Source organism: Radiobacillus deserti (assembly GCF_007301515.1).
GTDB classification, from domain to species: Bacteria; Bacillota; Bacilli; order Bacillales; family Amphibacillaceae; genus Radiobacillus; species Radiobacillus deserti.
In genome coordinates, this window is the sequence record NZ_CP041666.1 from 3,493,339 (window position 1) to 3,507,653 (window position 14,315).

8 protein-coding genes and 2 pseudogenes are annotated in these 14,315 nt (G+C 38.8%); 6 read left to right on the top strand and 4 right to left on the bottom strand.

Annotated elements, in window-relative coordinates:
* The first annotated feature begins 99 nt into the window (after window positions 1-99).
* From FN924_RS18205 to FN924_RS18225, 5 genes and pseudogenes are all read left to right on the top strand, one after another.
* Complete coding sequence (locus FN924_RS18205) at window positions 100-1,332, top strand: saccharopine dehydrogenase family protein (RefSeq protein WP_143896963.1); 1,233 nt, start codon at window positions 100-102, stop codon at window positions 1,330-1,332.
* Window position 1,333: 1 nt separating this feature from the next.
* Window positions 1,334-2,461: a carboxynorspermidine decarboxylase gene (gene nspC, locus FN924_RS18210; RefSeq protein ID WP_143897291.1), complete on the top strand. Its 1,128-nt coding sequence runs from the start codon at window positions 1,334-1,336 to the stop codon at window positions 2,459-2,461.
* 212 nt (window positions 2,462-2,673) lie between these two features.
* Window positions 2,674-3,760: pseudogene (gene xylF, locus FN924_RS18215) on the top strand (D-xylose ABC transporter substrate-binding protein).
* Between the two features lie 123 nt (window positions 3,761-3,883).
* Complete coding sequence (locus FN924_RS18220; protein WP_143896964.1) at window positions 3,884-5,419, top strand: xylose ABC transporter ATP-binding protein; 1,536 nt, start codon at window positions 3,884-3,886, stop codon at window positions 5,417-5,419.
* A complete protein-coding gene (locus FN924_RS18225) occupies window positions 5,400-6,575 on the top strand; it encodes a sugar ABC transporter permease (RefSeq protein WP_143896965.1) in 1,176 nt (391 codons plus the stop codon). Before FN924_RS18220 ends, FN924_RS18225 begins: the two co-directional genes overlap by 20 nt.
* Window positions 6,576-6,855: 280 nt before the next feature.
* Here FN924_RS18225 and FN924_RS18230 read toward each other — a convergent pair whose 3' ends face one another.
* The gene (locus tag FN924_RS18230; RefSeq protein WP_143896966.1) at window positions 6,856-9,024 is read right to left on the bottom strand and encodes a methyl-accepting chemotaxis protein; all 2,169 of its coding nucleotides are present in this window, start codon (window positions 9,022-9,024) and stop codon (window positions 6,856-6,858) included.
* Between the two features lie 344 nt (window positions 9,025-9,368).
* On the opposite strand from FN924_RS18230, the gene FN924_RS18235 reads away from it, so the two are divergent.
* Window positions 9,369-10,127, top strand: coding sequence for a sporulation protein (locus tag FN924_RS18235; protein WP_143896967.1), 759 nt, complete (start codon window positions 9,369-9,371; stop codon window positions 10,125-10,127).
* A 250-nt stretch (window positions 10,128-10,377) separates the two neighbouring features.
* Here FN924_RS18235 and FN924_RS18240 read toward each other — a convergent pair.
* The 3 genes and pseudogenes from FN924_RS18240 to FN924_RS18250 all read right to left on the bottom strand — a co-directional run bounded on the left by FN924_RS18240 (window position 10,378) and on the right by FN924_RS18250 (window position 14,313).
* A pseudogene (locus FN924_RS18240) lies at window positions 10,378-11,894 on the bottom strand (malate:quinone oxidoreductase).
* Window positions 11,895-12,196: 302 nt separating this feature from the next.
* Window positions 12,197-12,382, bottom strand: coding sequence for a hypothetical protein (locus FN924_RS18245; protein ID WP_143896968.1), 186 nt, complete (start codon window positions 12,380-12,382; stop codon window positions 12,197-12,199).
* A gap of 182 nt (window positions 12,383-12,564) precedes the next feature.
* The gene (locus tag FN924_RS18250; protein WP_143896969.1) at window positions 12,565-14,313 is read right to left on the bottom strand and encodes an ABC transporter ATP-binding protein; all 1,749 of its coding nucleotides are present in this window, start codon (window positions 14,311-14,313) and stop codon (window positions 12,565-12,567) included.
* Between the last annotated feature and the right edge of the window lie 2 nt (window positions 14,314-14,315).

Consider the following 14,315-nt stretch of genomic DNA (forward strand, 5'->3'; position numbering starts at 1 on the left):
TTTTTTATGTGGGTAAACATGTATGACAATCAGGGAACTCCATAAGCTGATAGGGATTACCTCTTTAGTAAAAATTTTATGAAGATAGGGGATTGGATAATGGGAAAAGCACTTATTATCGGTTGTGGTGGAGTCGCATCTGTTGCGATCCACAAATGCGTACAAAATAGTGATGTATTTGAAGAAATTTGCATCGCTAGTCGTACTAAATCAAAATGTGATGATTTAAAAGCGAAACTAGACGGTGGAAAAACGAAAATTACGACCGCTCAAGTTGATGCTAATAATGTGGACGAGCTTATCGCTCTTATTGAAGAAGTAAAACCAGATGTTGTAATGAACTTAGCCTTACCATATCAAGACTTAACCATCATGGATGCTTGTCTTGCAACGAAAACAAATTACTTAGATACAGCGAACTACGAGCCAGAAGACACAGCAAAATTCGAATATAAATGGCAATGGGATTACCATGACCGCTTCAAAGAAGCTGGAATCACTGCTCTTTTAGGAAGTGGGTTTGATCCAGGCGTAACGGGTGTATTTTCTGCTTACGCATTAAAGCACCATTTTGATGAAATTGAATACATTGATATTTTAGATTGTAATGCGGGAGACCACGGTTATCCATTTGCGACAAACTTCAACCCAGAAATTAATATTCGCGAAGTATCCGCGAACGGCAGATACTGGGAAAACGGAGAATGGATTGAAACAAAACCGATGGAAATCAAACGGGTCTATGATTTCCCTGAAGTTGGAGAAAAAGACATGTACTTGCTTTACCATGAAGAGCTGGAATCTCTTGCAGTAAATATTCCTGGTCTTAAGCGAATCCGCTTCTTCATGACATTTGGAGAAAGCTACTTAACACACTTGAAATGCTTAGAAAACGTAGGAATGACATCCATCGAGCCAATCGAATTTGAAGGGAAAGAAATTATTCCCCTTCAATTTTTGAAAGCTGTCTTACCGGACCCTGCTTCTCTTGGACCACGTACAAAAGGGAAAACAAATATCGGCTGTATTTTCAAAGGGAAAAAAGATGGCAAAGAAAAAACATACTACGTGTACAACGTATGTGACCATGAAGCCTGTTACCGTGAAGTAGGATCACAAGCCGTTTCTTATACAACTGGTGTACCAGCTATGATTGGTGCAATGATGTTAATGAACGGAACGTGGAATAAAGCTGGCGTGTACAATATCGAAGAATTTGATCCAGATCCATTTATGGATGCTCTAAACAAATGGGGACTACCTTGGCAAGAAGATCACAATCCAGAGCTTGTAGATGCAGAACCAACAAAAGAGAAAGAGTACGTTCGATAAGATGCGGTTCGAGGATTTACCGACACCATGCTATGTCGTCGATGAAGCTTTGATTGAGAAGAACTTAAAAATCCTGAATGGTGTGATGCAGCGTACAGGAGCTAAGATTGTGTTAGCACAAAAAGCGTTTTCGATGACTGCCCTCTATCCATTAATTGGAGAGTATCTATCTGGTACAACAGCAAGTGGATTATTCGAGGCACGATTAGGACACGAAGAAATGGGCAAAGAAAATCACGTCTTTGCCCCAGCCTATCGTGAAGACGAAATCGACGAGATTATTTCGATTTGTGATCATATTATTTTTAATTCTTTTTCCCAATTAGCAAAATTCAAAGGCAAAGCGCTCCAAGCAGGACGAAAAATCGGCTTACGTATTAACCCAGAATGCTCTACTCAGGAAGGACATGAAATCTATGATCCTTGTTCACCAGGATCTAGATTTGGAGTAAGACGAGCAGACTTTCAACCTGAATTATTGGATGGTGTTACTGGATTACACTTTCATACGCTTTGCCAGCAAAACTCCGACGATTTAGAAACTACCTTAAACGCAGTGGAAGAGAAGTTTGGAGAGTGGCTTCCACAAATGGAATGGATCAACTTTGGCGGTGGCCATCACATAACAAGAGATGACTATGATATCCCTAGGTTAGAAGCTTGTATTAAAAGAATGCAAGAGAAATATGACTTAGAAGTGTATCTAGAACCAGGGGAAGCTGTTGCATTAAATGCAGGGTATCTCCTTACTTCGGTGTTAGACCTTCATGAAAACGGCATAGACATAGCGATTTTAGATACATCCGCTACTTGTCATATGCCAGACGTTTTAGAAATGCCTTATCGTCCACCTCTGTTAGGGTCCGGAGAACCTGGTGAAAAACCTTATTTATATCGACTAGGTGGGCAAACTTGTTTAACAGGAGACGTCATTGGCGATTATTCCTTCGATCAACCATTAAAAAGTGGCGATCGCTTAGTGTTCGCTGATATGGCGATTTACACAATGGTCAAAACAAACACGTTCAATGGTATGCCTTTACCGGCGATTGCTCTGCAGGACAAAAATGGGGACTGCCGAATTGTGCGTGAGTTTGGCTATGATGATTTTAAAGGAAGACTCGCTTGAGGAAGAGAACCAAATTCAGTCGTTGAATTTGGTTCTTTTTATTTTAAATTTGATTATACCCTGCCAAAGTTTTTTATTCTCTAAAAGTAACACCCGGAATTCTAAATAAAATAAAAAAATAAAGTTATCTTTGTTCAGACGCTAGACAAACAAAACCAATAATTGGTAAAATGTAAGCGCATACAATATATCAAGAGAAGAGGGGAAAAACGATGGGTAAGCTTTTAAAGGCTAGTGTTTTGGGTGGAATTCTTGTAGCGTTAATCTTTCTAGCAGCATGTGGTCAGGATGTTGGAGGATCTGAAGAAAATTCAAATGATGGTGGCGAAAAAGATAAACTAAAAATCGCTTTGTCCGTATCGGATCTAACACTTGAAAGGTGGCAGCACGATCGAGATATTTTTGTTGAAAAGGCGGAAGAACTTGGTGCAGAAGTTATAGTTCAATCAGCCAATGGTGAGGATGAAAAGCAGTTGTCCCAAATCCAAAATATGCTTTCTCAAGGAATTGACGTATTGGTCATCATTGCAAATAACTCAGATGCATTAACTCCTGTCGTAACACAAGCGAAAGATGAAGGTATTCCTGTGGTTGCTTATGATAGATTAATTAACAATGCAGATATCGATGCTTACGTTTCTTTCGATAATGTCCGTGTAGGAGAAATGCAAGCAGAATACTTAACAGAAGCTGTCCCTAAAGGGAAATATTTTTTACTTGGTGGTGCTCCTACTGATAACAATGCCCAAATGTTTAGAGAAGGACAAATGAACATCATACAACCATTAATAGATAGCGGAGATATTGAAATTGTGGGAGATCAGTGGGCGGATGGTTGGTCTGCAGAAGCTGCTTTAAGCATTATCGAAAACGCTTTAACAGCTAATGAGAATGACATTGACGCTATTGTCGCTTCTAACGATAGTACTGCAGGTGGCGCGATTCAAGCTCTCGCAGCACAAAATCTTGAAGGAAAAGTTGCGGTTTCAGGTCAGGATGCTGATTTAGCAGCGGTACAGCGGATTGCCGAGGGGACACAGGCCATGACTGTATATAAGCCCATTAAGGATATAGCGATTAAAAATGCTGAAGTAGCAGTCAAGCTTGCGAAAGGCAAGGAAATCAGTGCGACTGACTCCGTTAATAATGGGACAGAAGATGTTCCATTCATTAAACTTGATCCTATTAAAGTAGATAAGAAGAACTTAGTGGACACTGTTATTGCTGATGGTTTCCACTCTTTCGAGGAAGTGTATTAAAAACGTACCTGAGGATGAGAGACCTAAAAAACCAGAATAGTAATCGAGTAGAGCAAATTAATCTATCCATATTCCTCCATGATGTTGCTCTTTAAGTATTTAAAAATAGTCACAAAAGAGGGCACTGCCCTCTTTTAGGTTTATTTAGGAGGTTATAGAAACAATGACATATGCACTACAAATGAAAGGAATAACTAAAGAATTTCCTGGGGTAAAAGCTTTAGACAATGTGTCTTTTTCTGTTCGCAAAGGGGAAATCCATGCTTTATGCGGGGAAAATGGTGCAGGAAAGTCCACGTTAATGAAGATAGTAAGCGGTGTCTATCCGTTCGGTACCTATCAAGGTGACATTTTAATAAATGGGAATGAGGTTCGTTATAAAAACACAAAAGAGTCCCAAGAATCAGGGGTATCTATTATTTATCAAGAGCTCGCTCTCGTTCCAGAGATGACAGTAGCTGAGAACATATTTTTAGGCAGTGACCGAATGAGAAAGAGGATCATCAATTGGACGGAGCTTTATGCAGAGGCTCAATATTGGCTGGATCAAATAGGTTTGAATATTGACCCACAAACTAAGCTTGAGGAGCTTACTGTTGGGAAACAACAGCTTATCGAGATAGTAAAAGCATTAACAAGAAATTCAGAAATATTGATTTTAGATGAACCAACTGCTGCTTTGACAGAAAACGAGGTAAAAATACTTGAAGAGATATTAAATGGTTTACGTCAAAAAGGTGTGACTTGTATTTACATTTCACATAAGTTAGGGGAAGTTATGCGTCTAGCGGATTCTGTTACTATTTTACGCGATGGCAGAACCATCAGCACAGATCCAATTGAAATGCTTTCCGAAGATAAAATTGTAACAAAAATGGTAGGTAGAAAGTTAACAGAGCTTTTCCCATTCAAAAAAAGAGCTATTAAGGATACTATCCTCGAGGTGAGAAACTATTCTTTCATCCAAAAAGATACTGGTAAAGAGATTGTGAAGGATGTTTCCTTCACTTTAAAAAGAGGTGAAATATTAGGAGTCTCCGGTTTGATGGGTGCTGGTAGAACGGAGTTATTTACTAGCCTATTTGGTGGATACGCCGGAAAGAAAATCGGAGAGGTTCTCATGGATGCTACTACAGTGAACATAAAACAACCTTCAGATGCTATTAAATCCGGTTTAGCCTATGTATCAGAGGACCGTAAAAGATACGGGCTAATTCTCGGAATGGAAATTACCAAAAATTCCACTTTAGCAGCTTTATCCAAAGTTATGCCTAAACATTTTATAGACTCTTCTTTAGAGCTAAAACATGCTCATAGCCTTGCAAGTAAGATAAACCTAAAAGCCCATAACTTGGAAGCGAAAGTTAACCAGCTTAGTGGAGGCAATCAACAAAAGGTGGTTTTAAGTAAATGGTTATTTACAGATCCAAAGGTGCTCATTCTCGATGAACCAACTCGTGGAATTGACGTTGGAGCAAAATACGAGATTTACAAAATAATGAATGAACTAGCCAATCAAGGTGTGGGTATCATTATGATTTCTTCAGAGTTACCAGAAATTTTAGGTATGTCAGATCGGGTCCTCGTAATGGCAGATGGTACCGTTAGCGGGGAACTATATAGAGAAGAGGCTACTCAAGAAAAAATAATGAAAATGGCAACAACAGGGAGGGAAAATTATGAGTCAGTTATCCACTGAGAAAAACAGAACAGAGGCGTTTAAGTTTAATTTTAAGGTGAATGTTCAGTCCTACACTCTAATAATCGCACTGATTTTAATTGCTGTTCTATTTAGTATTTTCACGGGTGGCGAATTTTTATCTTCACGCAATCTATCAAATTTATTTACTCAAATGTCTGTTATATCCGTTCTAGCTATTGGAATGACTCTCGTAATTGTTACAGGGCATATTGATTTATCTGTTGGATCATTAACTGGTTTGACTGGTGGAATCGCAGCCATCTTGCATGTTTGGTTTGGTATGGATACATTGTTCGTTGTAATAATAGCGATTGTAGTTGGAGCAATACTAGGATTATGGCAAGGGTGGTGGGTAGCCTATCGTGCAGTTCCTGCTTTTATTGTGACTTTAGGTGGCATGCTAATATTTAGAGGTATCTTAATTGGTTTAAGTAACGGTCAAACGATTGCACCTCTACAACCCAGTTTCAGATCGATTGCCAATGTTTATATCCCTTACAGTATTGGTTATATTCTTGCGATTGTCTCCATAGCCCTTCTATTTATTAGTACCTGGAAAAGAAGACAAAAAAGAACGAACATGGGATTAAGCAACCCATCTCCAATCATCAATTATACGAAAATCTCAGCATACGCATTTTCTATATTAATCATAACTTATATGCTAAACCGTTATTACGGTTTGCCTCTCCCTATGTTAATAGTAATCATTTTGGGTTGCCTATTTGTATTCATTTCCATTAAGACATCATTTGGTAGATTTGTATATGCTATTGGCGGCAATGCAGAGGCTGCTGCCTTGTCAGGAATTAATATTAAAAGAAATACGTTATCTGTTTTTGTCATAATGGGAGCTCTTTCAGGTATAGCAGGCGTTTTATTAACAAGTAGATTGAATGCTGCCACAGTTAGTGCCGGTGACATGTATGAATTAGATGCTATTGCAGCATGTGTGATTGGTGGTACTAGTCTAATGGGTGGTAAAGGGAATATCGTTGGGGCTATTATTGGGGCGCTAATCATGGCAAGTATAGATAATGGTATGAGTATGATGAACATTCAAACCTTTTGGCAATACATTGTTAAAGGGCTAATTCTAATTTTAGCTGTATGGATAGATCTTTCGAGCAAAAAAACAAACGGCATAACCTAACCAGAAAAAAACCTAAATTTTAAAAGACCGGACCCACTTCGTCATTTAACCTTATGAAAGCAGTAGTGCTAATAAATGGATGCCCTAAGCTTAAACCTTGCCTATGCTTAGGGCAAATTTCTTATGCCCATTTCACACCTGAAGAGATTTCTATTTAGAGAGAGGAAGTACACATACAATAGAAAGTTAAAAGGTATGAGTCCAGATTTTCGAACTCATACCTTTTAAGTATCCTATGTCACAACCACTAATTTAGAAGTGCCTGCTTGAAGGTCCTTTTTTAAATCTTAAAATTTTCCAAGCTTTGTTGTAAATCCTCAGCTAATTCCTTTAATTGTTCAGACGTTTGTACTAAGGATTCACTTACCTTCATTTGCTCCTCTGTCGAAGCGGATACTTCTTCACTAATCGCTGTTGATTCTTCTGCTGTCGCACTAACCTGTTGTATGGTAGTGTTAAGAATGTCCTGTGAATCTCTTAGCTGGTTGATTGAGCTAGTGACAAGTTCAATCTTTGCAGTGAACTCATTCATTTTGCTACCTACATTTTTCAAGAGATCATCTGTTTCCTGCGCAGTCACAACTTGTTCCTTAAATATTGGGTTTGCTTCGTCCAATACACTTAATGTTTCATTTACCTCATGAATGATATCTGAGGTGATATTCCCAACTAAATCAATGGACTCCTTCGACTGTTCCGATAGTTTTCTAATCTCATCCGCTACAACAGCAAAGCCCTTGCCCGCTTCTCCAGCACGTGCCGCCTCAATAGCTGCGTTCAAGGATAAGAGATTTGTTTGTTGTGCAATGTTTGTCAAAATAGTCATAACATCACTAATTTGTTTTGTGCTTCCTTTAAGGGTATCCGTTTTTTGAATGAGCGCTTGCGTTAATTGCTCACCATGCTTCGTTTTGTTCACGAGCTCTCCCATTTTTTCGATACCTGCCGTACTTCCACTGATTACTTCTTTGGCATAGTCTTCCATTTCACTGTTATTTTCATAAACATTTTCAACCTCTGAGCTAATTTTATTTACTAAGCTATTTCCACTTTCAGCTTCTTGGGTTAAGGTTGTTGCGCCTGTTGCAATTTCTTCCGAAGCTATCGCAACCTCCCTCGCCGAATCAGACTGCAGCCTTGAAATATCTTGTAATTCCGTAGCAGCATGTAATACTTTAGCAGAGGACGCTCTTGTTTTATCCATCATTTCAGAAATATTGCCCATCATGTCATTGAAGCTCGTTGCTAATTCTCCTATTTCATCTTTACGATTTGTCAAATCAGATCGGACCTGTAAATCTCCATCTTTAGCAATCGACATAAGTTCAGAAATCTTGGTCATTGGCACTCCAATCATATTGACAATAATCCGACCAATAAATAAAGAGATAATAAATGAAAGAATGATTACAATTAATGTCATATAAAAGATTGTATTCGTATCCTTTGTTAATTCTTTTGCAGACACAGCTCCAACCAAATACCAATCTGTTTCATCGGATTTATATTGGAAAATTAATTGACCATCATTGCTTACTACATGTTTATCCGTTTTGACATCGATTGGATAGCTATTCTTCTTATTCAATTCCTTTTCATTGAAGGAGAAGACCACATTGTTATGTTTGTCGACGACTTTTACAAGTCCATTTTCTCCGAACTTAACATCCTTCAATGTTTCTTTAAATAACTTATAGCTTAAATCAAATGCAACGATATAGTGCTCTCCATCTACCGTAAGCGTTTGTGCAAAGCTTATAGTAGGTGTCGTACTTTTCCCAGATACTCCTGATTCCATTCCACCTAACCAAAACATGGTTTCCTTAGATTCAACTGCTTTTTTATACCATTCTGAACCAAATATAAAATCCTCCTGCACAGCATCCTCCGAAGAGAAAATGAGGGATCTATCCACATTAATTAAATGCATGCCTAAATGATCATCCACAATCGCGAGATTTACTAATTTATCTTCAATGGCACTCTGGGTCATTATGTAATCTAATTCCTTAGAGTCAGGCTCATAACTCTTCAATTTATTTAATAAATCCTGATATTCCTTATCAATCAGTAACTCCTGAACCATGCCAGTGTAACGACTGTAAACAAAATCTAACTTATCTCCAGCCTGGGTAATGGTTTGTACCGATGCATCTTCCACCTTTGATGTAATGATATTATTAGAAATAAAGTAGGAAGCAAATCCTACTGCGGAAACGCTTACTAATAGGAATAAGATAAATGTGTATAAGGTCTTTGTTGTAATGGATTTCTTCGATCTGCGCTTTGCTGGTCGCTTCTTTTTAAATAATGGGAACTGCGGCCAACCCTTAAGCTTGAATTTTCTTAAAAAAGGTCTTTTTACTCTAGGTTCTTTAGAAGGCTGCTTATTTCTTAATCGATGAAATGGTCTAGTTATCATTTGTACGATGCTACTTCCTTTTTTCAATTGAATCCCCCCCTGTACTCCTGTCGTGCTAAGGAAAGCTCCAGAATGAAAACACCATCCTCCTCTTCTGTTTAGTTGAGCTAACCTTAAACTGTTAGGTGAAAGCTACTACATAGTTATGAAAGCTATTAACTAACTAAAAACAGTGATGAATGCGCTTACTTTTAGTGAGCCTATTATACCATTAATTTTGCAAAAATAGACAAATACCAGCAAAATTTTCTAACTATTAAATCGATTTACAATCATGCTTATTCTATTTTTATCTAATTTTGAAACTAAAATCGTCGGCATTCGTATTCATTAATAGAAACTGTGATTTATATTTTTAGAGGAGGCTATTCATGTTAAAGAAATGGTTAGCTAGTGTTGGAATTGGAAGTGCTAAGGTAGATACTCAGTTAGAAAACGACCAATTAACCCCAGGGGAAAGCTTAAAAGGAAAAGTAGTTGTCGTAGGTGGAAGTACCGAACAACAAATTGACCGAATTAACTTATTTGTAATGACAGAGGCTCTTCGAGAATATGATGATAAAAAATTTTATGAGGATGTTGTGCTTCATAAATTCACATTAGGGGAAGCCTTTACGATTGGGGAAGGGGAAAGGAAGGAAATTGACTTTGCCTTTACTTTACCTGTACAAACACCCCCAACAATAGGGAAAACAAATGTCTGGATTCAGACTGGTTTAGATATACCGTCTGCACTAGATCCAAAAGATAGAGATTACATCAAAGTCCATGCACACCCGTTAATGAGCACTGTTTTAGATGCACTCTATAGTGAATTAAAATTCAGCTTGAGAAAAGTAGAAATGGAATATTCCAAGCGGCTAGGATTTATTCAAGAATTTGAGTTTCTCCCTTCTAACGACTTCCGAGCAGATTTAGATGAGTTAGAAGCTTACTTCTTTCTTAAAGAGGATGAAATGGAGGTAGTTCTTCAAGTCGATCGTCGCGCGAAAGGCCTTGGTGGGTTGTTTGCAGAGGCTTTAGAAATGGATGAAAGTTATGCCCGGGTTACATTTTCCCGCTCAGAGATTGAACGCGGGACTACGTATATTGCCAGTCAGTTACGCGAGACGATTCAACGTTATAGCTAATAAGAAAGAGGCTGGGATATAACGAAAAGGATAAGCCGAAAAGCCGAACAACAGCCTATACTAGCTCCGGAGTTATACGTAGCCTCTAGCGGAAAAAAAGGCATCGGTGAGACCCCACAGCGCGTCAGCACGAGGAGGCTCACCAGCCGCCCGCGGAGAGCGTCGTATATTTCCGGAGCGGGGTATAGGCACTTATAATTGTTCATTTTTTCATTACTTCCTATACTTTTGTCTCAACCTCTTTTGTAAACTATACACTTTTCGTTTCCAAATCCGGCTCTATATCAGTTAGTCCTAAAGCTTGTGCTGTAGAACGATGGACCTCTTGGAATAGATGTGGATTTTCAACTAAAGATACTCCATAAGAAGGAACCATCTCTTTTATTTTTGGCTCCCATTCTTCCATACGTTCTGGGAAGCACTTTTGTAAAACGTCCAACATCACGTGAACTGCAGTCGAAGCACCTGGAGAGGCACCTAGTAACGCTGCGATGGAACCATCCGCAGACGTTACAACTTCTGTACCAAACTGAAGCGTTCCTTTTCCTCCAGCTTCCGTATCTTTAATTACTTGCACACGTTGACCTGCTACTACGATATCCCAATCTTCCCTTTTCGCATTCGGGATAAATTCACGTAATTCCTCCATACGTTTTTCATTAGATAATAGCACTTGCTGAATTAAATACTTCGTTAATTTCATTTCTTTTAACCCTGCTGCTAGCATCGTCAAAAGGTTATGTGGTTTTACCGAAAGAATAAGGTCTAAATATGAACCCGTTTTCAAGAATTTCGGTGAGAAACCGGCAAATGGTCCAAATAACAAAGATTTTTTATTATTAATATATATCTTGTGTCTAAGTGAGGAACGGACATTGGTGGTGCACCAACCTTGGCTTTCCCGTAGACTTTGGCTTGATGTTGTTCCACTATTTCAGGATTGTTACACACCATAAATAGCCCACTTACTGGGAAGCCCCCAATATGCTTGGACTCAGGAATTTTTGTTTTTTGAAGTAATGGAAGACTTCCGCCTCCACCACCAAGGAACACAAAATCCGCTGAATGGTATTCTATTTTACCGTTTTCATTATCATGTACTTTCACTTCCCACAAGCCCTCTGTCGTGCGCTTCAAATCCTTCACACTATGCTTGTAGTTCACTTCAACCTCTTGACTTTCCAAGTGTTCAAACAAAAGACGTGTTAAAGCTCCAAAGTTCACATCTGTTCCAGAATCGATTTTCGTTGCAGCGATTGGTCCCTCTTGCTTACGCCCTTCCATAATTAGCGGAATCCATTCTTTTAACTGTTCCGGATTATCGGAAAACTCCATACCTTGAAATAGTGGGTTTTTAGATAGCGCTTCAAACCTTTTTTTCAAGAACGTAACATTGTCCTCTCCTTGCACTAAGCTCATATGCGGAAGTGGCATAATAAAGTCTTGTGGATTGGTAATAACATTACGATTGACTAGGTGAGACCAAAACTGCCTGGACAGTTGAAATTGTTCATTAATCTTGATTGCTTTTGTAATATCAATAGACCCATCTGGTTTTTCCGATGTGTAATTTAGCTCACATAATGCCGAGTGACCAGTACCTGCATTATTCCATTCGTTTGAGCTTTCTTCCCCTGCTTTATCCAGTTGTTCAAATACTTTAATTTCCATGTCCGGTGCTAGTTCTTTCAGTAATGACCCCAAAGTTGCGCTCATGACCCCGGCACCAATTAAGATAACGTCTGTCTTTGTCTGTGCGTCGCTCATTGTACCATTCCTTATCCCCAAAATTTACAAAAAAGAGTAGATGCTCCTGCTTAAACATACAAAAAAGCAAGGCGTCAACTGAAATTACACCTTTTCTTTTCCATAACAACTTATGTTGTTCGTTTTTTTCTTTAAGAATAAATATCAAGTAATATCTTATAATTATAAACTATTTCGAGTTGCTAAAAAAGTGATAAGTGCTTCCAATTGGGGACAAGCTAAAAATACCTACTATTCTTGTTGGTTTTATGTTATAAAACAAAACATCCTACACGCTTTTGACATGTAGGATGTGTACCATTTTATTCTTCTGTTTCCGATTCTTCTTCACCTTCACCGTTTTCTTCGGTTTGATTTTCTTCGGTTTGGTTTGCATCTGTTTCAGTATCTTCCTCACCATTTCCGCCACACGCTGTCAAAACTCCGCTAACAGAAATCACTGCCAGTAAAGCCAACAACCATTTTCTCATTTTGCTTAATTCTTGCATCTTTTTTGCCTCCTTTTGTATGTAGCTTAAATAGCTCATACACCCATCATACAACAGGAAAAACAAGAGAATGCCCAATTTACCAATTATTTACACAACCCAAAACTTCCATTTACCTTATTAATAATTCTCTAATGATATTTGACAAAACTAGCCATCAACTAACGGATTTTGACATCCCGTTACTTTTCACCATGTAGCTGCTGCTTGGCAAGCTTTCGATATAACTCGTGGTGATTTAGTAACTGTTGGTGTGTCCCAACTCCAGCAATTTGCCCACCGTCTATTACCACAATCTGATCGGCATCTATAACCGTCGATAAACGGTGCGCAATGACAAGGGTTGTTCTATCTTTCATTAGATGGTTTAACGCCTTTTGAACAAGGCTCTCCGATGCACTGTCTAAATTGGATGTTGCTTCATCTAGCAAAAGAATTTTAGGGTCTCGAATGATGGCACGAGCAATTGCAATACGTTGTCTTTGACCGCCAGACAGTTTAATACCTCTTTCCCCAACCTCCGTATCCATCCCCTCTGGGAGACGCGTAATAAAGTCAGATGCATTGGCAAGCTTTGCAGCTTCCCAGATTTCTTCATCTGATACCTCTCGTTCCATCCCATACAGAATATTATCTCTAATGGATCCCGACATAAGTGGACTTTCTTGGGACACATAACTAAATAGCTGTCGCCAAGACTTTAAGCTAAAATCCTGTATATTCGTATCTCCTAAAAGAATGTCACCCGAATTCGGACTATAGAACCTTTCCAGTAATGCAAACAAAGTGGTTTTTCCAGCCCCACTGGGGCCAACAAAAGCTGTTGTTTTGCCAAATGGGATCGTTACGCTTAATTGTTTTAAAATCAGATTATCTTTGTTATAGCCGAAATCAATCTTTTTAAAATGAATATCTTCCGAAGTATGGGAAACATTCTGGTTGTTATCGGACGATTCCTCCTCAAGCGACAGGAGTGTTTGAATTCGTTCCGCTCCACCCATCGCTTTTTGAAATTCAGTGAAGAACGAGGCCATCTGACTAAAGGGAACGACAATTTGGAACATGTAGATGATGATTGCAACGAGAGAACCTGCAGAAAGCACTCCGGATGCTACACGGACACCTCCATACCCGATAATTACTACGAGAACGAGCATCATGACAAATGACATGAGTGGAGAAATAATGGCTAGAATCCGAGCTTCCTTTAACCCATACTGAAAGAGCTGATGAATACGTTTGTCTCCTTTTTCCTGTTCGTTTTTCTCCGCATAGAAGGACTTTACAAGACGGATATCCGCCAATACTCTTCCAAGGTTTGCAGAAAAACTAGCCATCTCATCCTGGGTTTGTTTAGACACCTTATACATCTTCCGTCCGAGCGGCATAATGATTGCGATGGAAAATGGGACAGCTAGTAGCATAATCAACGTCATTTTCCAATCGATAACCAGTAGAATAACAATAGATCCGATAATCGTTATAATTCCGGTGACGAACGAGATGATGTGCTGCGTAATTAACGATTTAACCGTATTCGTGTCCTGAGTAATTCGGCTCATCGTATCGCCAGATTCATGCTGGTCAAAGTACGGAACTGGTAAATGAAGTACTCGGCCCCATAGTCTTTTCCGAATCGACGCTACAATGGATTCTCCTATATAGGTCATAAAATAATAGGAAAACCCTGAAGAAACGGTTTGAACGACAAATGCTAAAACTAATAGAAGAATAACAGATGTTTCCAAGGTTGATGCGGACAACTGATCAACTAATGACCTTGTAAATAAAGGGACAATTAAACCTGCTCCAGTTTCCAATATACTAAGAACAATCGCGATCATAAAAATTTTAACAGGTGGTTTGGACTCCTTTATTAGATTCCAAAATGTACGGATATGATCCGCTTTCGGTAAGCTGTTCTGTTCCATTT

Bases quoted from the DNA above. Each gene is read 5' to 3' on its own strand.
- nspC (WP_143897291.1), top strand. From the start codon at position 1,334: ATGCGGTTCGAGGATTTACCGACACCATGCTATGTCGTCGATGAAGCT.
- FN924_RS18235 (WP_143896967.1), top strand. From the start codon at position 9,369: ATGTTAAAGAAATGGTTAGCTAGTGTTGGAATTGGAAGTGCTAAGGTA.
- FN924_RS18220 (WP_143896964.1), top strand. From the start codon at position 3,884: ATGACATATGCACTACAAATGAAAGGAATAACTAAAGAATTTCCTGGG.
- FN924_RS18205 (WP_143896963.1), top strand. From the start codon at position 100: ATGGGAAAAGCACTTATTATCGGTTGTGGTGGAGTCGCATCTGTTGCG.
- FN924_RS18250 (WP_143896969.1), bottom strand. From the start codon at position 14,313: ATGGAACAGAACAGCTTACCGAAAGCGGATCATATCCGTACATTTTGG.
- FN924_RS18245 (WP_143896968.1), bottom strand. From the start codon at position 12,382: ATGCAAGAATTAAGCAAAATGAGAAAATGGTTGTTGGCTTTACTGGCA.
- FN924_RS18225 (WP_143896965.1), top strand. From the start codon at position 5,400: ATGAGTCAGTTATCCACTGAGAAAAACAGAACAGAGGCGTTTAAGTTT.